The sequence below is a fragment of the Ureaplasma sp. ES3154-GEN genome, assembly GCF_025780075.1.
Lineage (GTDB): Bacteria > Bacillota_I > Bacilli_A > Mycoplasmatales > Mycoplasmoidaceae > Ureaplasma.
In genome coordinates, this window is record NZ_JAOXHM010000002.1 from 99,861 (window position 1) to 122,171 (window position 22,311).

Below are 22,311 nucleotides of genomic sequence, written 5' to 3' on the forward strand. Positions count from 1 at the left end.
GCACCTTTCGATTATTAATATTTGTTATTTTCAATAACCTATTTATTATATCACAAAGTTTTTTTGATTTTAGGATTATTTACTATTTTCTGATATGAAGAATTATGTTGCATCAAAAACAGAAATATAATTTTTTGATATTATTGATAATATAGGCTTTAGTTTATTAAATTATGGATAAAAACCAAGCATTTATTTTTATACAATATTTTTTATTTAATCATCGGTCATTCGTATTTGCTAATGTATATTTTTGTAAAAAACTTATTAGTGTAACTTATATACAAAAAACAAAACCAGTTTGGTCTTCTTAAGCAGTAGTTTTTAATTCAGTACGTATACTATGTTTCTGCTCACCAATACTGATGGTAATTTCGACACTTAATTTTTGTTCATTATAATCCGGTGAAAAATTATAAAATTGCAAATCAGTAATTTGAATTTTTAAGTCTTTGAATGGGGCTTGTGCTTTGTATGTTTGAACTTTTTCCATACTAGGGTTATTAATATTTAAAATCAAAGCTTCATTTCCGAGTTCCTTGATTTCGCTTAGGTTTTTGGTCTTATATTGATCTTTGATACGTACACCGAACATATCAAGATTTAGGGTTTTATTCTCCTCGATGGCATCATTTAATAATTTTAAGTTTTTGGTTTTTTGCTGTAAGACATCCAGTTCATTTGCAGTGATATAATTATCAATAACAAAATTTTTAATACGAGTTTGTTTATTATATTTAATTTCAATTTCGAAATAGATATTCTTTTCTCCAACCAGATGTGGCTTAGTCACAATGGAATAAGAGAGAAGTTTTGGGTCGATTCCATCCGATGATGAAAGGATTGGAGGAACAATTTCTAAAATTGTATAGTTTAAGGGATTTTGTTCATTTTTTGCGAAATGGTCCAATGCATATTTTGCTGTTACTTTTTTCTTTTGATATTCGGATGTTAATTTATAATTTGGTTCCAGTTTACGAAAAAGAACATCACCAATTTCAGTGGTGCTACAACTTGTCGCAACTGCAACAATTGATGCTGATAAGGCGATTGTTGCACTTAATAATCCTATAAATTTATATTTTATTTTTTTATTTTTTTGCATCTATATCACCATTACAACAACTTGTTGCTTATTAATATTGATTTTATCAATTTTGACACTAACTTTTTGATTAATAAACAAATTTTTTTGGTTTAGAACTAATTTATTGGGTGCAAAAACTTGTTTTGCAAGACCAATATCAATAAAAACGCCAAAGTCAGTTACATTACTAACAACTCCGTTGTAGATTTGATTAATTTCCAAATCTTCTCAGTTTTTAAGTTTGTTTCACAACATTAAACTATTATAAGATGTTCGGATATCATAATAGGGTTTAGCTAGTGCATTAAGAATATAACTAACTGTTCAGAATGAACTATGAAATTGGTCAGCTAATTGATTAATTAAAACATCATTGATGTTTATATTGACGTTTTGAGTTTGAATATCAGAATCTTTAATGTGTAATTCGCACATTATTTGGTGCGCCAGTGGGTAATCATCAGGGTGGATAATTGTTTGATCAAGAACTTCATTTGGGTTAATAACCCGTAGAAACCCAATTGTTTGTTGATAAATTAAAGCAGTGACATAAGGGATATTTTTAATTTCATCGCGAGAACTAATTGTTTGGTGAGTATTTAAATACTTCTGAATACTACTTGCGGCTCGTTTGTTCATTCCAGAAATATGGGCAAGTAAATATTTGTTGCTTTGGTTTACATCAACACCCACATTATTAACACACGATGAAACAATATAGTCAAGTTCTTGATTTAACTCCTTGTTATTCACATCATGCTGGTATTGACCAACACCAATGTTATGGGGGTCAATTTTAATAAGTTCATTCAAAGGATTAATTACCCGGCGAGCAATGCTGATTGCTGATCGTTCATTAATTGGAACATCGGGGTGTTCTTCAGCAGCGATATCTGTGATTGAATACGCTGATGCTCCGTCTTCATTTACCGATGTGAATGGAACTGATAATTGATTATTTTGTAATAATTCATTAATTCAAATTAATGTTTCACTAGACGCAGTCTTATTCCCAATAGCAATTAATTGGACGTTAAATGTTGTAATTAAATCAATAATTTGGTTTGTTGCTTTTTCTTTTTTATTTACTGGTGGATGCGGAAAAACGGTTCCTGTATATATGACTTGGTTATTTTCATTTATAATTGCTAATTTGCAACCATGAGCAAAACCGGGATCAATGCCTAAAACGGTTTGGGACAATAGGGGTTTAGTTAGCAGAAGATGTTTTAAATTAGTGCTAAAAACCTTAATGGATTGACTTTGAGCATAATTGTATAAATCTTGAAAAACATTATTAGCAACAGAAGGGAATAATAAACGTTTTAAACCATCTTTCGCGGCTAGTTGTATATATTTTGCACAATCGGTATTACGCTTCTTATGGTATTTGTTACTCATAAATTCAATAATATAATCTTCATCAAAAACCATCTTAATTGTTAAAATTTTTTGTTGTTCTGCACGATTTATTGCCATCATTTGGTAAGGTTTTATGTGGCTGATTTTGATTTGTCAATCATAATAAAGATGGTATTTTTCGTTTGGATCTAATTCAGGCTTAGCTAATTTAGTTTTAATAAAACCATAGTTTTTTAAACTTTTTAAACTCATCTGTAAAGCCGTTGGATCGCGAGCAATGATTTCGGCAATAATATCGCAGGCATAACCGATGATTTGCTCAGTGTCCTTAATTTCATTACTGACAAATTTTTGTGCTTCCTGTTTAACATTGGTGCGAAAATTATTAGCAAGAATAATATCAGCAAGCGGTTTAAAACCTAAATCAATTGCTTTTTGAGCACGGGTGATTTTATTTGACATATATGGGTGATAAATTGTTTCTAACTCACTCATTGTATTTGCGTTTAAAATAGCTTGTTTCAAACCATCGTCTAGTAAGTTTTTAGACATTAAGCTATTAATAATATACTCTTGACGTTTGTGAAATTTTTGTAAATACAAAAAACGATCAGCAATTGTCTTGATTGTTTGTTCGTCCATATTATTGGTCATCGCTTTTTTATACCGAGCAATAAAAGCAATAGTGTTTTTATGTTCTAAAAGATCTATAACATTTTGAATATAAACTGACTTTGTATTTAGCTCAGCGCTTAATATTTGAATAATTAAACTGATATCTTGCATATTGTGTTCCTAACTTGTCACGATATTTTGGTATCATTATATAATTATATTTGATTATATAGTAATTGGTGATTTATGATAAATTCAACGAAAAAGAAAATTCGTAAATGAGCGTTATTATTTGGAATTTCAGCGCTTTTGACACCGGCAATGAGCGGGTGTTTTTTACTACAGCATAATTCTTTAAAATTAGTGAGCGAGAACAAACTAGTTTATTTTGTCAATAAAGCTGAATACCAGTATGAAAAACTTCCGTCACAGGTTGATGACGAATTTTTATTATCATCATTTAATTATCAAATTACACACAAAAATGATCTGTTTCCTCTAGAACAAGATGATTTACGAATTATAAGTAAAACAGCAGATGACCAGAGTGGAACTCTTGCTGTCGTACTCTGGGTAGATTCTTTGAAAATCAGTATTGAGACACAGATTAAAAATGTTTTTTTATCTAGTAAAATCTATAATTTAATTCATAATAATCAATATTTAACACCTCAAATTTATAGTTTAGAAGATCTATTGAACTACCAGGGCAATGCTTTTTTATTTATTAGCCAAAACCCGTATTACCGTAAGTATTTGCAGCAAGCAAATGAGTATTTTAATAATGGTGCTAATGATAAGGAAATTACAGAGTTTTATTTAAAGAAAACAGGGTTTTTAGGTTTTAATACCGATCGTGAAAAACGAATTGGATTGTCTAAAAGTATCCAATCAAATCAACAGTATAAGTTTGAAGTTCAATTCTTAAATCTAATTAATTTCGAAGTTGAAAAAATTCAAAATAATATTGATCCAAACTACTATATTGATACACAAATCATTAATCATTTAATTGACAATAACCCTTATGGTCACTTACCATCATCTTTTTTACAGTTTTTTTCAATGTTAAAAAAAGATGATTATAGTAAATTGTTGAAAAAGATTAACCAAAATGTTAATGATGTAGAAATTAAAGATATTCGTTTCAATTTCACTGATCGTCATGGGGAATTAGATATTATCGTGGAATTAACGAATGGGTTATATGTCTATAAACAATTTAATCATCACAATTCAAGTTTAATGATTAATGAAGATTATTTCGGTTATATTTATGACAGGACAATTAGTTTACATATTTTACAAACTAATTCTGAAAATAAAATTTCTATCACTAGTGGAACGGGGTTTATTTTAGATCGTATCCTTGATGATGATACTGAGAACTTTACTTTTTTAGTTGCAACTAATAATCATGTATTAAATTTGCGAAACTATGGAGCACTAAAAGATGAAACACATTGGTTTGATGAACAGACTTATTTAGATTATTTAAAGAAGAATAAGCACAATTTATCAAATACAGTGTACGAAGATAAAGACCGCTATAAATATTTGTTATGAGGTAAAACTGATAGTAAATCCCCGATTTCAAATAATCGCTCAACGATTAATGGAATTAACTTCTCAAGTTTACACAAAGTCAAAAATTATACTAAGCAAATATATCAACAACCATTTTGGTTCACTCCTTCTTTGTTTGGTTATGATTTTGATTTTCAAACTAAGCAATGAAATCATTCGCTAATAACGACAAATTTAGGGACAATTGATTTGGTTGTTATTCCTATGAAATTTAGCAAGGAAGATGTTAGAAAGGCTTTTCCGAAATTGTATAAGAAAATTAATACTCCACAAGAAAAGGACTGATATCTTAATTTTAGTGAAGACTATCGCTATCATCCACAATTAACGACATTCTCTGCAGGATACGAAGGAACAAATCAATTATCTACGGGAATTAGCTTGTGAAAGGGTTCAAAAGGTGTAGGCTCATTAGTGACATCAGGTGATCATATTTTAAGCGAATCAAGTTTGTTAACGAACGGAAAAAATCCCATTACTAGTGATGATTATCGGTTTAATATAGGCGGGCAAATTTTTACTTCGGATCAGTTTGGAACATTAATTGGTGGTTCATCCGGCTCGATGATTATTGATGCAAACTTTAATTTAGTTGGGATTCATTATGCTGGGTTGGAGGGAGATAAAAAACACAATATTAATAGTTCATTAATTGGGAATTTATTTCATAACCAGTCACCTGATTTGCAAGGTGATATTAATGTTTTAACAGCTCTTAAAAAGCAGCTAAAACTTTATAATATTAAAACGATTAAACATAATCCAAGGGGGTAGAAAAATGTCAAATAAGAAATATGATGTGATTGTTGTTGGTGCTGGACATGCTGGTTTAGAAGCGTGTTTTGCGACTGCAAAACTTGGTTTAAAAACATGCTTAATTACTCTTGATGAAAAAAGTATTGGTCTAATGCCTTGCAACCCATCGATTGGGGGTCCTGCTAAGGGGATCGTCACCCGTGAGATTGATGCACTAGGTGGGATGCAAGGGAAAGCAGCGGATGCTTGTGCTATGCAGATGAAAATTTTAAATTCTTCCAAAGGCCCTGGAGTATGAGCGATTAGATCGCAAACAGATAAGGTTGCATATCATCAATACTTTGTTGACAAAATTAAACAACAAGATAATTTAGATTTATTAATTACAGAAGTTATTGGCCTTGTTGTAAAAAACGAACAAGTATTAGGTGTTAAAATAGTTGATAACTCCATTTTAGAATCACAGGTTGTTATTTTAACAACAGGAACATATTTAAAATCTGTAACACATAAAGGAGCAGTTCAAATTAACGAAGGTCCAGATGGTTTGAAAAACACTTCACAACTATCAGTACAACTAAAAGATTTGGGGTTTAGTTTAATTAGACTAAAAACTGGAACTCCGCCACGAATCCATAAAGATAGTATTGATTATTCGCAAATGTTATATGAACCGGGCACTGATGATTTAATTGCATTTAGTCATTACAAACCTTTTTACAAGCCTTTTAATGAACAACTACCATGCTATATTATTCATACTTATCCAGCATTACACGATTTAATTAATACACATTTAAATGAATCGGCAATGTATGGGGGAATGATTAATGGGATTGGACCACGTTACTGCCCATCGATTGAGGATAAAATCGTAAAGTTTGCAGATAAACAACGTCACCAGATTTTCATAGAACCAGAGTCATATAGTTTAGATTCCATTTATTTAGGTGGGTTTTCCACTTCCATGCCCATTGAAGTGCAGGATAAGATGATTCGTATGCTACCAGGTTTAGAGAATTGTCAAATTCTTAAATATGCTTATGCAATTGAATATGATGCTATTGATCCGACCCAATTGTTTGCCACTCTTGAATCTAAGAAAATCAAGAATTTATATTTTGCTGGTCAGATTAATGGGACAAGTGGGTATGAAGAGGCTGCTGCTCAGGGGTTAATAGCAGCATTAAACGCATATTTAAAAATTACAAATCAACCACCGTTGATTTTAAAACGAACTGAAGCATACATTGGAGTAATGATTGATGATATTGTCACAAAGGGTGTTCAGGAACCATATCGATTATTAACTTCACGTGCAGAACACCGTTTATCACTAAGAAATGATAATTCAGATGATCGATTAATTAAATATGGATATAAAATTGGTTTAGTAAGTAACGAAGTTTATGATTCTTATCAAAAACAACAAGCCATTAAAAAAGAAGTTTTTGACTGATTAAAAACAACTACTGTTGGACAGATTGATGTTTTAAAAAACACAACAAATAAGACCAATACGTATTTATTTGATTACTTAAAACGTCCTGAGATCAAACTAAAGGATTTACTTATATATAACGAGAAATTTGTTAGTTTGGACAACCAATTAGTGAATAAGATTCAGATTGCAGTGAAATATGAAGGTTATATCAAAAATCAGGAAGAGCATTTAGCTCAATTGCAAAGTTTAGATCATATTAAATTAGATCCACAATTGGATTATCATTTAATTCCAAATATTTCATTAGAAACCAGAGACAAACTTCAACGGATTAAGCCATTAGATTTACAACAAGCTTCTCGGATATCTGGTGTTAATCTGGTAGATATTGCAATGATTAAATACTATTTAGAAAGTAATAAAAAGAATGGATAAAACAACTTTTATTAATGTAATTCAAACAGATTTTCCGCATATCACTAAGGAACAAATTGATTTGATTATTACTTACAAAGAATTAGTTCAGGAATACAACCAGTATTTTAATCTTACAAGATTAGATACTGAAGAAAAAATCTACCAAGAGTTTTTGTACGACTCCTTACTGCCATATAAAAACAACACTTATATGCCTATTGATGAGCACAAAAAAATAATTGATATTGGTTCTGGATCAGGTATACCGGGTGTGTTAATTGCTATTGTTTTTAATAAATATGAAGTAAGTTTATTAGAGGCAAACAGCAAAAAATGTAGTTTTTTGGAAACAGTAAAAACAAAATTAAATTTAACTAATTTAAATATTTTAAATATGCGCGCTGAAGATATTAATAGTAAACAACGTGAAAGTTTTGATCTCGCAACTTCTCGTGCAGTTGCAGCACTGTATAAGATTCTAGAAATTTCTGTCCCATTTGTTAAAGTTGGGGGCTACTTGATTGAACCAAAAGGTTTAAATTACACAAATGAAATCAACGAAGCTGCGTCAACTATTGGTGTGTTAGGACTAGAGCAAGTTCATCAGATTGATTACATTTCTAATCAAAAAACAAATCATATATTGATTTATACTAAGAATAAACCGACAAACAAAAAATATCCGCGAACATGAGCCCAAATTGTGCAAAAACCATTATAACAAATAATATAAAACAGGTTAGGGTTTAGCGATATAAATAAAGTGTAACACCATTACGATGTTACACTTTTTATTTACATATATAAAAAAAGATTAATTTAATATTATTTTTGTTTTTTTAAATTAACTTTAGGTGCTAAATGAAGATCATAATATTCTTGTTCAGTGAGCCCAAGTTTTTTCGCTTTTTTAACATTGCTTAATTTTAAAAAAGCAACCATAAAAGCAGTTATTCCTAGAAAAGAACTTCCTATAAACATTAAAATTCCTGGAATTAAAAACCCAGAAATATATGATTGGTAATTAAAAACATATTTTCATTGGTTGTTGGTTGGATCAGTAAATTTACCGACTATAAATGTTTTTGCATTAGGAGAAACAGACATTAATCCGATGCCATAAATTGCTAATGTACTAGAAGCAATAGCAGTTAATAAAAAAAGTAAAAAACTTAATTGTGTTGTATTTTTGTCACGCATTGTTTTTAGTGTTTGTGGAAAGGCACTTAGAGCAATGAGAATAGTTCCGATAACAGAAAAGATTGATATTGCAATACCAATAGGTGTTGCAGATGATGAAATTTCAGAATTTATTTCTCCTTGATCATTGATTAGGTTCTTAATATTGTCATTAGTTAGATGATTATTCTGTTGTAGACGACTCTGGAGACTGTATAGATTATGATGCATATATTTATCCTCTTTATTATGTTGAAATTTTATTTTTGAAGTTGTATATAAATACTACAACATTTTCAATAGTAAATTGAAGAATAATTATTATTTTTTAAAATGTATAAAGAACTTGATTCCAGCCTTGTATAACAAAAAAGATAATGCTTTTAAAATTTGACAATTAGTGCATAAAAATTTTTCTTACGTTTTTATTGGTAAGGAATGATAATTTATTTATTTTTTTAAAACCCTAAATACATTATGTATATAAAAAAAGAAACCATTAGGTTTCTTTGATTAAAAATTCTTTAAGATATTATTTAGCAGTTTTAGCGTTCATTGGGAAGTGTAGGTTGCAGTATTCTAATTCTGTCATACCTGCAGCTTTTGCTTTTTTCATATTTGTGATTTTTACTGATAACACGATGATTGTTAAGAATAATGATAGTGTTTCAGAAACAGCGACTAAAGCGAACGCACCTGGTGCTAAACTAAAACCTAATCAAGCAAAGATTGTTAAGAAAGCCAACCCTAATACTGATAAAATTCACATTCCTAAAGATAATACTTCTGTACGACGAGATTTAAGCGTAGCAACTACCCCTGGTACATAAGCGATGAAAACTAAAACAGCTCCGATAACTTGGAAGAATACAGCTCAAGGATGTACAGGGAAACCGTATGTTTGTTCTGCATCAACCATATTTGTATAAACAATTTGGTCAGAAACAATAAAGCCCTTGTCTGTAAATGTATCAACAAGATTTTTTGAAGAATCAGTTGATTGCAATAGAGAACTAATACTCATAATTATTTAGCTCCTTTCAAGTTAAGTGTTGGTTTAATGTGAATTTCGTAGTATTCACTTTCTGACATTCCAGCTTTTTTAGCTTTAATTTGGTTTGCAAGTTTAACAAATGCAACCATAAATGATGTAACGGCCATAAAACCTTCACACGCAAGTAAGAAGATACCTGGTACTAAGTAACCGGCTACATATTCTTGATAGTTATATACATATTGCATTTTACCTTCTGCTACGAAACTACCTTTGGCAAAATCAGATGATTTTGGATCTACTGTAATTAATCCAATACCATATAGAGCTAAGAAAGTTGTTGCTAAACCTGTTAAGAAAAATAGTAAGAAACTTAATCCTGCTGTGTTTCTATCTTTCATTGTTTTGATTGTTTGTGGAAATACACTTAGTGCAATAACAATTGTACCGATAACACTAAATACTGATACAGCAATACTTGCTCCACTAGCTGCTGATGAAACACTTGAATCTGCTGTTAAAACACGAAATCCTTTGTTTACTTCTGTCATTAATTTAGAAAAATAATCAGATATTTCAACATTATTTTGTAATAAACTCATAATTTATAATAACTTCTTTCATTATTTTATATTTATGCATATTTATATTACAACAAAATTATTTGCTCCACACATTTTTTAAGGTTTTTTACACAAATTTTATAATTTAGTAGAATTTTTCGGATTATTACCATGCAAATCATTTAGAAATTCTTCTACTAATCGAACATTCGCACCCTTGCGAATATATTGCCAACGATCAATATCAATAATGGTTGAAGGCAATGTAGTTTTTGCTTGTCCTTGAATATACAAAATATTACTATTTGCTCCGAATTTAAAAATTGCTTCTTGCTCGTTTAAAACTGGTGCTTCCCCTGAAAGGTTAGCACTGCTGCAATATAAAGGTCCATGTTTTTGAATTAATTTTAAAATTGGTAGACTATTGGGCATTCGGTAAGCAATATTATTTTTTATTACAGTAATTTGACCAGGCCAAATGATATCTAAAAATTGTTTTTGAGCAATGGTTAGATCACCTAAAAGATCATAATTTGCTACAAAGCGGACAATCGGCTTATCAGCTGGTCGCTTTTTAATGTGGTAAATTAATTTATCGTTTTTTGCAAGGATTCCCATGATTGTATCAGTAGGGAGAATGATGCACTTATTATCATTCAGTGCGTCAGAAATGATATTAAGATCGTTAAAATTATGAATTTTCATGATTTTTGTCTCGTTCTTTGATCATTAAGATTCGATCTAAACCTTGATAATCTTTTTTGAATATATAATTAGTTATACCTAAGTTTTTTAGTAATTGAACTAATGGTTCACGTTGATCATATCCAATTTCAAAAAAAAGTATACATTTTTGATGATTTTTTACTCATCAATTAATGATGTTACTATAAAAACTGATACCCAGTGGATGATCCGGATCAACAAGAGCATTGTACGGGTCGTTTTGTAAGACACTTGTATCCAACAAAAAACTCGTTTTGATATATGGAGGATTGCAAATAATTAGGTCAAATTTTTTTGTTGTACTTTGCAGAAAATCTTGGTAATCCATATGGACGGTTGTAGTTTTTAAATTATACTTATTCGCATTTTTCTGAGTATTAATAATTGCTTTGTTGTTAATATCAACTGATGTTAAATTGATATTTGGATAATGGCTAACAATACTTAACCCTAAAACACCTGTCCCACAACAAAGATCTAAAACTTCGTTTACACTTGTTTGTTGAATAATGTAATTATTAACCATTTCTACCAATAGTTCACTAGTATTACGAAACATAAAAACATCATCATCAACTATCCAAGAACGGTCGTAAAAATAACCTTCTCTTAACAAACGCGCCAACGGAATTTTGTTGTTAATAAATTGATTTCAAATATTTATTAACGACTCTTTAATAGCATTAGGTATATTCTTACTAAAATAAGGATATAAATCCGTTAAATTAGCGATTTGCGGATAAAAGTGGTTAATAAGACTAAAAATATTAGTGTGTTCTAAATGGTGAACTAAACAATCTTGATATGCGATTTGGTAAAAACGTTGAAAAGTCATTTATATTTCGAGATTAGTCATTAAATTAGTTTGTTCATCAGCGATTAAAGGATCGATGATATCATCAAGTGTTCCGAGCATCACATACTCAAGTTTGTTTAAAGTTAAATTGATACGGTGATCAGTAATTCGGTTTTGTGGATAATTGTAGGTACGAATTTTTTCAGAACGATCACCTGTTCCCACCTGGTTCTTTCGCAAGTTAGAAAACTCTTCGTTTTGTTTTCGTTGTTCTTCTTCTCAGAGTTTAGAACGCAACATTTTCATTGCAGTTTCGCGGTTTTCGATTTGTGATTTACCCTCCTGGCAAGCGGCAACAATTCCAGTTGGGATATGGGTAATTCGCACAGCTGATTCAGTTCGGTTAACGTGTTGCCCACCTGCTCCACTGGCACGGTAAGTATCAATCCGCAGATCAGATGGGTTAATTGTTACATCAACTTCATCTTGCTCTGGCAACACTGCAACTGTAATTGTCGATGTATGAACACGTCCTTTTGATTCTGTCGCTGGGACACGTTGCACTCTGTGGACTCCGGATTCAAATTTCATTCGTGAATACACTTCATCCCCTGAAATCATGAAGGAAATAAAATTAAAGCCAACTGAAGATGGAGTCATTTCGATGATCTTCATCTTTCAGTTTTTGGATTCAACATACGCTCGATAGGTATCAAATAGGTTGCCAACAAAAATTGATGATTCATCACCCCCAGCAGCTGGGCGCATTTCGACAATTACGTTCTTGTCATCATTCGGATCGCTAGGCAATAAAAGAATCTTTAATTTTTCTTCTAATAGAGGAACAGCATCTTTTGCTTCATGTAATGTCATTTGTGCTAGTTCAAGCATTTCTTCATCTTTTTCGGTTTTAATAATTTCTTCTGCATAAATACCGTTGTTAATTGCCTGATCATAATCTTTAAAAACATCCGCAACTTTATTTGTTTTCTTTAATTGAATATTAATGTCTTTTATTCTTTTAAAATCATTTGAAATAGTTTCTAGTTCTTTTTTTAACTCTTCGTTTTTAATAACAACTTTTTTAATTGCTTCAAATAGTTTTTTGTTATATTCCATAACATACTCCTTATTTATTTAGTTAATGTGATAATAAAGATAAAAAATAAATAACAGATGCCTGTTATTTATTTAACAATACTTTTATGTAAATAATCCAAGCATTCAAATTCTTTGGAATGCGTAGGGTTAGTTGTTTCCTAAAGCATCAAAACCACTAGTTGGACGTGCTTTTGTTTTTTTCACGCTAGGTTTTTTAACAGGTTTGTTTTGTAAATTTTCTTTAGCTGTTTGGAATTTAGAACTTAATTTTTCAGCTCGACCACGTAAAGCGGTTGTTGCGTTTTGTTTTCCAATGTAGAATGAGTGGCAATTTGAACAAACTTCAACAGCCATTTCTGTGTTTTTAAAAGTTGTTAAAATGGGGTAATCTTTTTGGCAAGTTACACATTTAAAAACAGTTTCATTTAAATCTAAGTGAATGTTTTTCATTTAATATACTTCCTTATAATATTATTTTTTATCAATTATTAATTTGCATCATACGCTTGAAACTTTAATACAATACTCTTAATTATATAATAAGTATTAAAAATTGACAATAGAAATTTTTCCATAGTTTACATTATTATAAAAAACAATTGGAAATTTAATTTAATATTTTAAAAAATGTTAATAAGCCTAATTTTTCTAATGCATTATGAAAATTTTAGTATTTCATTGCTGAAATAACTTTTTTAGTTAAACTTAAAAATACTCATATGTTTATGATTCACTTTTACAGATTTATATATGATTAAAAGATAAATTCAAATGAGTATAACTTTGAAAAATAAGCTTAATTATTTTGTACAACCTTTTCGATCATTACTTTTAATTGTTGGGCAAAAATTTCATCCTCATCAATTTTTTTGGCAATTTTATCAAATGCATAGGTCACTGTGGAATGTGACTTCATATTTAATAGACTGGCAATTTCAGTATATGTCATATTTAATGAGTGACGCAAAACATAAATAATAATTGAGCGAATTCACACAACTTCTTGTTTGCGGGAATCTGATAAGATTAATGATTCGTTCATATTGTGGTAATGGGCAATTTTGCTTATAACCTTAGCAGGATCAATTTTGTTATCAATCATTTCTAAACCAATTCCATATTCAATAGATTTTTCTTGAATAAAAGGAAGTTCAATATAACTGACTTTTTTTTCTCCACTCAAAGCCCAATAACCAATTTGTTTTAAGAACCCAATCAATTGTCGAATATCTTTATGAAAATGATTAGCGATGTAGTTAATAGCATCACTTGCGATGGTAAAATGTTTGTTGATCAATAACCAGTTATTGATAATTTCAGTTGCATCACTAACACTTGGGACACTTAACTTAACTTGCAATCCCGAAGCAAGACGCGAAAGTAGACGCGTTTCGAAAGCAACCAACTCACTAGTTTTTTTATCTGCAGTAATAATAATTTTGCCACCATTATTTTTAATAGTGTTAAAAATGTTAAAAAACATTTCTAATGCTTTGGTTTTATCACTTAAATTTTGAATATCATCAATTATTAATAGATCACTACTTTCGATTTCGTTTTTCAATTGCTCAACAACGTGAACACCCTTAAAAGCGGCGGCACTAAAACGTCGGAAGTATTCTGAAGCTTCAATGTAATAAATTCGCTTAGTAGGATCTTTTTTATGGTACTCATTCGCCGCGGCAGCTGCGAGGTGCGTTTTTCCGATTCCTACTTTTCCAAAAATAAAAATTGGGTTAACATAAGAGTAAATATTGTAATCATCATCAAGCAATTGGTGGATTGCATTAATTGCTGATAAGTTGTATGTTGTTTTAACTAACCGAGCAAAAGTTAATTCTTTTAACTCTTTTTTGAAATTAATAATTTCATTGGCATTTGCCTTTTGTAAATCCATTATTAATTGATTTCTGGCACTTAAAATTTTAATTTCTTCATCTGTTAAAAATAAAACTTCATGAATTTCTTGGTTAAAATATTCAAATTCTTTAATAAGTGCTGTTTTTAAAACATCAAAATAAGTTGTCGAAGCAATTAGTTGTGAATGTTGATCATTGACATTAATTTGTAAAATATGATTGTCAAAAGCAAAAACTTTTGCTTTAATTAAATTGTTGACTAATCGAGGGTCTATTTTGTTAAAAGGAATCGACTGAATTGCTTTCAGATATTTATTTTGGATTTCATTTAACATATAATCTCCTTTGATGAAAAACAGACAAATACAATGTTATAAAGCAAAGATTTTACAACACAAACACATATATATTAATATATATTGATTAAAAGGTGTTATAATTTTTTAATATGTTTTTTAATTTGAAGGTGGTGTACATATGAAAAGAACTTTCCAACCAAATAACCGTAAACGTGCTAAAACTCATGGTTTCCGTGCTCGTATGCAGACAAAAGATGGTCGTAACGTTTTAGCTCGTCGACGTCTAAAAGGAAGACATAGTTTAACTGTTTCATCTGAAAGATAAAACACAGTATGGCTAAGTTTTTTAGTCTTAAAAAAAATTTACAAATTCTCAAAATTATTAAAAAACACCAGAAAATTTCAACAAATATTATGTCGTTTTATTATTTGTTCACAAACGACAGCAAAACCCATATCGCAATTTCTGTTTCTAAAAAACATTTTAAATTAGCAACAACACGCAACCGTATTAAACGTTTAATTAAAGCATATTTTTTAAATTTAAATATTAAGTTGGGTTATTGTAACTTGGTAATTATTGTTAATCCATCTTTTATGGATGGAGTTTTTAATGTTAATCAGTTAATTGTTGAAAAAGCAGTTTTAAAAATAATAAAGATCAGAAAGGACAAGAGATGGGAACAAAGATTGATAAAAAAGCAGTCGTCAACCGTTTAAGTTATGCTGTAGAAAACTTTTCCGGCGCGCAAACTGCAACATCGCATCTCAAAGCAAAGAAAAAGAAAATTACTAGTTTATTAGTAAAAATCTTTAAAGCTATTATTTATGCTTTCTTTTTAGGTATCGGATTGTACGGGTGTTTTCAAAACATGGCCAACCACTGAACAGTACAATCACTTGTTGTTGGAAATGGTTTAGAATTAGGTTTTAATCCAGATCCAACAAGTGCTTCTGGAGATATTCGCTTTGATCTTATCTATAACGGGTCAGGACCATTTTATGCCTATGATGGTTTTACATGAGCATATGGACCATTCTATGCATTGTTTGTTTGACCAATTGGTCAAATTTTATTGCATTTTTTATATGCAACTCGTGATTGACCAGTTGGACTAAATGTTATTTTAGGTTTAATTATTGTCTTGTTTATTATTCGTTTAATTACAGTTGCAATTACTGCACGCGCAACGTTCCAAGCAGAAAAAATGAGTGAAATCCAAGGGAAGATTGCCGAGATTAATGCCAAGTATAAAGATGCTAAAGATATGCAATCACGTCAAAAGAAGCAAATTGAAACACGAGAAATTTATCGTAAACACGGAATTAAACCACTTGCGCCTTTTGAAAGTATGATTATTACTTTACCAATTTTCTTAATTATCTACCGGGTTGTTACAATTTTAAGATATTTAAAATTTGTTAGTTTATTTGGAATTTGACAATTAACAGAAACGCCAATTTCCCAAATGTTCTCAAATTTTACAAATGGTGGTTGACATTATTTATTCTTCTTATTGTTAGTTATCCCTGCACAAATTGTTTCTCAAAAAACTCCACAATGACTTGCAAAAAAACGGGGTCGTGGAGCATCAGTTGTTGGAGCAAAAAACCAACAACAATTAAAACGTTCACGTATGACACAAAATATTATTATGATTGTGTTAGCAGTTGTAGTTGCTATTTCATCAACAGGGGTTGGATTGTATTGATTCTTTAATGCAATCTTCACTATTGTTCAATCTGTTATTATTCATAAAATTATTATGAAGCGTCGAGCAACAAGTGCGACACGTATAGATTCAAAATTAGCAAAATTGGGTATTAGTTAATGACAGAAAAAGATATTAAACACAAATTACACAAAGAAAGTTTTGTTCCATCCAAAAAAATGGGGCAAAACTTCTTGCTGTCTAATCAGATAAAAAAACGGATAGTAGATGAAGCTGATGTTGGTCCTGATGATCTTGTAATTGAAATTGGTCCTGGACTAGGAGCTATCACTGATATTCTTGTTCAACGCGCAAAATTTGTACAGGCTATTGAACTTGACAAACGATTATATGCACATTTAATTGAGCGAATTAAGGTTATAAATTTTAATGTTATTAATCAAGATGTTTTGAAACTAGATCTGGACCAATTAATTTTAGATTTATTGGCGAAACAATCATACAAGAATATTAAAGTGGTCGCAAATTTACCTTACTCAATTTCATCAAAAATTATTGAGAAACTGATTAAATGTCAGTTTATACAAAAAAGTTTTATTATGGTGCAAAAAGAAATGGCTGATCGAATTACTGCTCGTGTAAATAGCAAAGACTACAATGCATTTAGTGTGTTTGTACAAATGTTTGCAGAATCAACTACACTTTTTGATGTACCGCCTCAAAATTTTTATCCGGCACCCCAGGTGATGAGTTCGGTGGTATTGTTAGAAAATACACCAGCTGTATGCAACGACCCGCACACAATGCTTAAATTTTTGCGCTTATCGTTCTTAAATCGCCGTAAAAAATTAGTTAATAATCTATGTACTGTTTATCCAAAAAGCAGAGTATTAGATGCTTTAAACGAGTTGAAATTAAATGAGAATATCCGCGCTCAAAATTTAACACAAACAAACTTTATTAACTTGTTTAAAATATTAATTGGGGGGACGAATAATGAAGGCTATTAATATTAAGGCACATGCAAAGATTAACTTAGGTTTCAATATCTTAAAGAAAAATGATAATTGTCAAAAACATGATTTTGAATCAATCTTTATTCGAGTAGATAATTTGTACGATGAAGTGCAAATTAGTGAATCGCCTAAACCATACGATATTGTCAATTATTATATTAATAATAACGAGATACTTGTCTATAGTCGTTTGATTTATAAAACTCTCGATTATTTACGATCACAAAAATTTACTAAAAAATATTACTGAATTAAAATTATTAAAAACATTCCTATTGGTTCAGGTTTAGGTGGTGGTTCAAGCGACGCTGCTGCTGTTTTTAAAGGAATTTTAGAACCTGCTGATTTAAACAAGTTAAATTATTATGAAATCGGAACTTTACTTGGGGCAGATATTCCGTTTTTTCTTTCTGATTACTCATCAGCTTATGTAACTAATTTAGGAACTGCTTTAATGGATTTAAGCGGGTTTATTAAATTTAAATACAATGTTCATATTTTAAATATTAATGTGAACACCCAATTAATTTATCAGAAGTATGACCAATTTGAAAAAGAACAACCTAAAAATAACTATATTAGTATTATTGATCAATTAAAAGAGAATCAAATTCCAACTATGATTTTAAATGATTTGCAACAGCACTGTTTTGATCTTTATCCGATGATTAAATACCGGTATGATGAATTAAGGAAACAAACCAATGATCTAGTTTTATTGTCAGGTTCAGGAAGTTCTTTAATCTCAATTGCAAGAGAACAAATTAAGGAATAAAAGGAGTAAAGAAATGCAAATTAGAACACGTTATGCTCCATCACCAACTGGTCATTTACATATTGGTGGTGCACGAACAGCTTTGTTTAATTACTTATGAGCAAAACATAATAATGGATCTTTTATTATCCGGATTGAAGATACAGATATTGCTCGAAATGTAGAAGCAGGAATTGACTCACAATTCAACTATCTTGCTTGAATGGGAATTATTGCCGATGAATCAATTAAAAATCCCAACCCAAAATATGGTGCATATCAGCAATCTTTAAAGTTTACACAATATGAGCAACTTGCAGAAAAATTAGTACAAGAAAAGAAAGCTTACTATTGTTTCTGCACAAAAGAACAATTAGAAAAAGACAAAGAGTGAGCACAACAAACAAATCAAACTTATAAGTACAATAAGCGTTGTGCATTTTTATCTGAACAGGAGATAGCAGATAAACTCGCTGCAAACACTGAACACACTATTCGATTACGAATTAATGAAAACGAAAGTTTTAGTTGAAACGACTTGATTCGTGGTCCAATTACAATTAATGCGGATGCATTAACCGACCCTGTAATTTTAAAATCAAATAAAATTGCCATGTATAATTTTGCGGTAGTTGTTGATGATTATGAAATGCAGATTAGTCATGTTATTCGTGGTGAGGAACATATTTCAAACACCCCTTACCAACTAGCAATAAAGAAAGCTCTTGGTTATAATGATTACGATATTCAGTATGCTCACTTATCAATAATTGTGGACGAAACGGGCAAAAAATTATCAAAACGTAATTTAGCATTAAAACAATTTGTTCAAGAATATGAACAAGAGGGTTATTGGGGAGAAGCGATTGTTAATTTTATTAGTTTGTTAGGTTGGAGCCCTAAGTCATTTGCAGAAAAAATGGATTTAGCCACAATGGTTAAGGAATTTGATTTAGCACAAGTTTCGAAGTCTCCAGCCTTCTTTGATATTCAAAAAATGAATTGATTTAGTAATTTATATTTTAAACAAATGGACGAAAATGTTTTTGTAGATTTTTTAGCTAATCACAAGCTAACAAGAGATTTGTTTACTAATGATCAGCAATTTGCGCAAAAAGCTTTGTTGTTTAAAAAAGAGATTTATAATTTAACAAATTTATTAAATGTATTAGATGAACACTTCAATCCTAATAAACAATTAAATGATGAATACAAGGCAATTATTGAAACTAATGAAGCAAAAAATGTGATTCGCACTTTCTATGACTTATTATTGAACACAACCGCTTTTGACCCTGCGATTATTACCGATTTAATCAATGAAACTAAAAACAAAACGGGTGCAAAGGGTAAAAATTTATTTATGCCTTTACGAATTGCTACTACATTGAGTTCACATGGTCCTGAGCTAAATAAAATGATTTATTTCACAACAAAAAAACAAGTGCTAGCAAATATTTTAGATGTATTGGAGTTAGTTAAATAATATGCGTATTAATGATTTCAATTATATTAACGATCCTATTTTAGGGGTAATTACTTTTGATGATGATCCATGAGCTATGGAAATTATCAACTCAAAGGAGTTTTGACGTTTGCATAAAGTTAAACAATTAGGGACATCTCATGGTGGCTTTTATTCTGCGTCACATACAAGGTTTACCCACTGTATCGGGGTTTATTATGTAGTTAAAAAAATGTTATCAAAAATTAAATTCATTAATAGCGATATTAATGATTTAGATTCAAACAAAATTGTTGTTAAAGCAGCTGCTTTATTACACGATTTAGGTCATGGTCCTTATTCACATTCTTTTGAAGAAGCTTTAGGGAATTACAATCATGAACAAGTAGGATTAAACATTATTATCGACCCTCAATCAGAGGTAAATGCCATTTTACGCAAACACAATATTGATCCAAATCGTGTTGCATCAGTGATCGATCATACAATCGAAAAGAAATGGATGCACCAAATGATTTCGGGCCAAATCGATGCTGACCGTTTAGATTATTTACAACGTGATTCGCACTATTGTGGGGTAAAATTCGGTTTGCTAGATTATGATTTGTTATTTGCATCAATGATTGTTTATGAAGATGAAATTGCGTTCCACAAAAGCTCATGAAATGTATTAGAAAATATTTTATTCTCTCGCTACGCAATGTTTGAGAATGTTTATTACAAAGATATTTCAGTAACATATGATACACTGATGCAAAAAACACTGAAACGGGTTTTTGATTTATACCAAAAGAAACAATGGTTTAACAACCCTAGTGCTTTAAAAATTTTTACACCATTTCTTGAAAACAGAGCATGAACTTATGATGACGTAATGCTATTAGATGATTCATCCTTTTTGGAAGCTTTTAAATCTTTTGCCAACGAAGATGATGAAATCCTGCGCACACTTGCTCAAAATTGATTACACAACAAAGAGTTTATTACATATGAGTCAGGGTTAGTTGCTCGCTCATATCCAATTGATAATTCGAAAAAAGATTATTTTTACAAATCAACCGAATACTATAATAAAAAAATTTATGATTTTAATGATCCAGTTCGTTTATACAAAATTACAAACAAAAATGAAGTGCGAATTTCACACTTAGAAGATGTTAGTTTGTGCATTGGTGCATTAAAAAATCAAGACCGATTACGTCAGAAAAAATACATTTTCTACCGTATTAACCAAGACGATAAAGATTCTAAAGGAGTTTAAAAACGATGAATAAAAAATATTTAGATATAGCTTATGAAGCAATTGCAAACGATAAGGAGATTCAAAAACTAAAACGTAGTTTCAATTTTGATTTTATTGTGCATAAAATCGTGACTAACTCCGATTTACAAACTGATGAAATGGTTCAACATTATGGTGAATTGTATTCTGCGATTTTGCAAGATCCACGTTTTATTCTTGTCGCTGAAAAAGAGTGAAATTTACGAGAACATTTATCGTTAAAAGAAATTACAAAAATCGCAAATGCAATGTATGAAGTTGGTAGTTATAAGGATAATGACGAAGACGATAGTGACGATGTTAAATTAGCAAAAATTAACAAAGAAAAAGAAGTATTGGAAGAAGAAGAAATCGGTCTTTCAGACTTTGAATATGATTCTGAAGATGAGGAAGAACTTGTGATCGTGACAACCGATGAAAACGAATCGCAAGATGATGAAATCGAGGAAGACGAATAATGCAGAAAAAAATTGTAAATGCAACAGCAATGGTAAAACACGCATATGACAACCAATACGCTTTACCAGCCTTTAATGTAAATAATTTAGAATGACTAAAAGCAATTTTAGTTACCTTAAATAAGACTAGAACACCAGCGTTGTTAGCGTTTAGCGAAGGTGCTATTCGATATATGGGTGGGTATCAAACAGTTTATGATTTGGTAGTAAATATGGTGAACTATTTAGATATTGATATTCCTGTGTGTTTACATTTAGATCATGGAACATTTGATGGGTGTTTCAAAGCGATTGATGTTGGTTTTACATCTGTAATGTTTGATGGATCACATTTAAATTTTGCAGATAATTTTAGTCAATCACAAAAAGTAATTGCGTATGCTAAGGAACACAATGTTTCTGTTGAACTGGAAGTTGGTTCAATTGGAGGCGTAGAAGATGATATTGTTGCAGATGGTGAATTAGCACCGGTTGGTGATGTTTTACAAATGGCTAAACTTCAACCAAGTATGCTTGCTTGTGGAATCGGCAACATCCATGGCTTATATCCCAAAAACTGAAAAGGACTACATTTTGATTTATTAAATGAGATTAATCAAACTATTCGTATTCCTTTAACTTTACACGGAGGTTCAGGAATCCCAAGTGAACAAGTTCTGCAAGCGGTGAGTATGGGAATAGCAAAAATTAATATTAACACTGAAGTTCAATTAGCATATGCATACAGTTTACAAGCTTATTTTAAAAATCGTGATTTAAAAGAAGATAAAGCATATGCTTTTCGAACAATCGCTGAATATGCAGCAACAGATATTAGTAAACAAATTGCAAATATTGTTTATGAACTAAAAGCAAATAATCGAGTTTAAAAGGAGGAT

General features: G+C 30.4%; 22 protein-coding genes. 12 read left to right on the plus strand and 10 right to left on the minus strand.

Annotation, left to right across the window (positions count from 1 at the left end):
* Window positions 1-310 precede the first annotated feature (310 nt).
* A complete protein-coding gene (locus tag OF377_RS00975) occupies window positions 311-1,105 on the minus strand; it encodes a Vmc-like lipoprotein signal peptide domain-containing protein (protein WP_263836036.1) in 795 nt (264 codons plus the stop codon).
* Entirely contained in the window at window positions 1,106-3,235 is a 2,130-nt protein-coding gene (locus OF377_RS00980) for a Tex-like N-terminal domain-containing protein (RefSeq protein WP_263836037.1), read from the minus strand. It lies immediately after the preceding gene.
* A 75-nt stretch (window positions 3,236-3,310) separates the two neighbouring features.
* Between OF377_RS00980 and OF377_RS00985 the strand changes: the two genes are divergently transcribed.
* From OF377_RS00985 to rsmG, 3 genes are read left to right on the plus strand one after another with little or no spacing between them, the layout of a single operon-like run.
* Window positions 3,311-5,425 (plus strand): DUF31 family protein, encoded by a 2,115-nt coding sequence (locus tag OF377_RS00985; protein WP_263836038.1) that lies wholly within the window; start codon window positions 3,311-3,313, stop codon window positions 5,423-5,425.
* Window positions 5,426-5,429: 4 nt separating this feature from the next.
* Window positions 5,430-7,286 carry a tRNA uridine-5-carboxymethylaminomethyl(34) synthesis enzyme MnmG gene (gene mnmG / locus OF377_RS00990; RefSeq protein WP_263836039.1) on the plus strand — a complete coding sequence of 619 codons (1,857 nt, stop codon included), beginning with the start codon at window positions 5,430-5,432 and terminating at the stop codon, window positions 7,284-7,286.
* Entirely contained in the window at window positions 7,279-7,989 is a 711-nt protein-coding gene (gene rsmG / locus OF377_RS00995) for a 16S rRNA (guanine(527)-N(7))-methyltransferase RsmG (protein WP_263836040.1), read from the plus strand. Before mnmG ends, rsmG begins: the two co-directional genes overlap by 8 nt.
* Before the next feature lie 104 nt (window positions 7,990-8,093).
* On the opposite strand, the gene OF377_RS01000 is transcribed toward rsmG, so the two are convergent.
* The 8 genes from OF377_RS01000 to OF377_RS01035 all read right to left on the minus strand — a co-directional run bounded on the left by OF377_RS01000 (window position 8,094) and on the right by OF377_RS01035 (window position 14,821).
* A complete protein-coding gene (locus OF377_RS01000) occupies window positions 8,094-8,678 on the minus strand; it encodes a PQ-loop repeat-containing protein (protein ID WP_263836041.1) in 585 nt (194 codons plus the stop codon).
* Window positions 8,679-8,979: 301 nt separating this feature from the next.
* Window positions 8,980-9,471 (minus strand): hypothetical protein, encoded by a 492-nt coding sequence (locus OF377_RS01005; protein ID WP_263836042.1) that lies wholly within the window; start codon window positions 9,469-9,471, stop codon window positions 8,980-8,982.
* A gap of 2 nt (window positions 9,472-9,473) precedes the next feature.
* Complete coding sequence (locus OF377_RS01010; RefSeq protein WP_263836043.1) at window positions 9,474-10,043, minus strand: PQ-loop repeat-containing protein; 570 nt, start codon at window positions 10,041-10,043, stop codon at window positions 9,474-9,476.
* 99 nt (window positions 10,044-10,142) lie between these two features.
* The gene (locus tag OF377_RS01015) at window positions 10,143-10,709 is read right to left on the minus strand and encodes an L-threonylcarbamoyladenylate synthase (RefSeq protein ID WP_263836044.1); all 567 of its coding nucleotides are present in this window, start codon (window positions 10,707-10,709) and stop codon (window positions 10,143-10,145) included.
* The gene (locus OF377_RS01020; RefSeq protein WP_263836045.1) at window positions 10,696-11,565 is read right to left on the minus strand and encodes a HemK family protein methyltransferase; all 870 of its coding nucleotides are present in this window, start codon (window positions 11,563-11,565) and stop codon (window positions 10,696-10,698) included. Before OF377_RS01020 ends, OF377_RS01015 begins: the two co-directional genes overlap by 14 nt.
* Entirely contained in the window at window positions 11,566-12,645 is a 1,080-nt protein-coding gene (gene prfA / locus OF377_RS01025; protein ID WP_263836046.1) for a peptide chain release factor 1, read from the minus strand.
* A gap of 129 nt (window positions 12,646-12,774) precedes the next feature.
* Window positions 12,775-13,077 carry a 50S ribosomal protein L31 gene (gene rpmE, locus OF377_RS01030; protein WP_263836047.1) on the minus strand — a complete coding sequence of 101 codons (303 nt, stop codon included), beginning with the start codon at window positions 13,075-13,077 and terminating at the stop codon, window positions 12,775-12,777.
* Window positions 13,078-13,423: 346 nt separating this feature from the next.
* Window positions 13,424-14,821, minus strand: coding sequence for a DnaA ATPase domain-containing protein (locus tag OF377_RS01035; RefSeq protein ID WP_263836048.1), 1,398 nt, complete (start codon window positions 14,819-14,821; stop codon window positions 13,424-13,426).
* 142 nt (window positions 14,822-14,963) lie between these two features.
* Between OF377_RS01035 and rpmH the strand changes: the two genes are divergently transcribed.
* From rpmH to OF377_RS01080, 9 genes are read left to right on the plus strand one after another with little or no spacing between them, the layout of a single operon-like run.
* A complete protein-coding gene (gene rpmH, locus OF377_RS01040) occupies window positions 14,964-15,110 on the plus strand; it encodes a 50S ribosomal protein L34 (protein WP_263818122.1) in 147 nt (48 codons plus the stop codon).
* An 8-nt stretch (window positions 15,111-15,118) separates the two neighbouring features.
* The gene (gene rnpA / locus OF377_RS01045) at window positions 15,119-15,505 is read left to right on the plus strand and encodes a ribonuclease P protein component (protein WP_263836049.1); all 387 of its coding nucleotides are present in this window, start codon (window positions 15,119-15,121) and stop codon (window positions 15,503-15,505) included.
* Window positions 15,463-16,617 (plus strand): membrane protein insertase YidC, encoded by a 1,155-nt coding sequence (yidC, locus tag OF377_RS01050; RefSeq protein ID WP_263836050.1) that lies wholly within the window; start codon window positions 15,463-15,465, stop codon window positions 16,615-16,617. Before rnpA ends, yidC begins: the two co-directional genes overlap by 43 nt.
* Window positions 16,617-17,468, plus strand: a complete 852-nt coding sequence (gene rsmA, locus OF377_RS01055; protein ID WP_263836051.1) for a 16S rRNA (adenine(1518)-N(6)/adenine(1519)-N(6))-dimethyltransferase RsmA — start codon at window positions 16,617-16,619, stop codon at window positions 17,466-17,468. The genes yidC and rsmA overlap by 1 nt, the downstream gene beginning before the upstream one ends.
* Window positions 17,455-18,249, plus strand: coding sequence for a GHMP family kinase ATP-binding protein (locus tag OF377_RS01060; RefSeq protein WP_263836052.1), 795 nt, complete (start codon window positions 17,455-17,457; stop codon window positions 18,247-18,249). Before rsmA ends, OF377_RS01060 begins: the two co-directional genes overlap by 14 nt.
* Window positions 18,250-18,262: 13 nt before the next feature.
* Complete coding sequence (gene gltX, locus OF377_RS01065) at window positions 18,263-19,714, plus strand: glutamate--tRNA ligase (RefSeq protein WP_263836053.1); 1,452 nt, start codon at window positions 18,263-18,265, stop codon at window positions 19,712-19,714.
* Between the two features lies 1 nt (window position 19,715).
* Entirely contained in the window at window positions 19,716-20,954 is a 1,239-nt protein-coding gene (locus tag OF377_RS01070) for an HD domain-containing protein (RefSeq protein WP_263836054.1), read from the plus strand.
* Window positions 20,955-20,959: 5 nt separating this feature from the next.
* Window positions 20,960-21,433 (plus strand): DNA-directed RNA polymerase subunit delta, encoded by a 474-nt coding sequence (gene rpoE, locus OF377_RS01075; RefSeq protein ID WP_263836055.1) that lies wholly within the window; start codon window positions 20,960-20,962, stop codon window positions 21,431-21,433.
* The gene (locus OF377_RS01080; RefSeq protein ID WP_263836056.1) at window positions 21,433-22,302 is read left to right on the plus strand and encodes a ketose-bisphosphate aldolase; all 870 of its coding nucleotides are present in this window, start codon (window positions 21,433-21,435) and stop codon (window positions 22,300-22,302) included. The genes rpoE and OF377_RS01080 overlap by 1 nt, the downstream gene beginning before the upstream one ends.
* Window positions 22,303-22,311 lie beyond the last annotated feature (9 nt).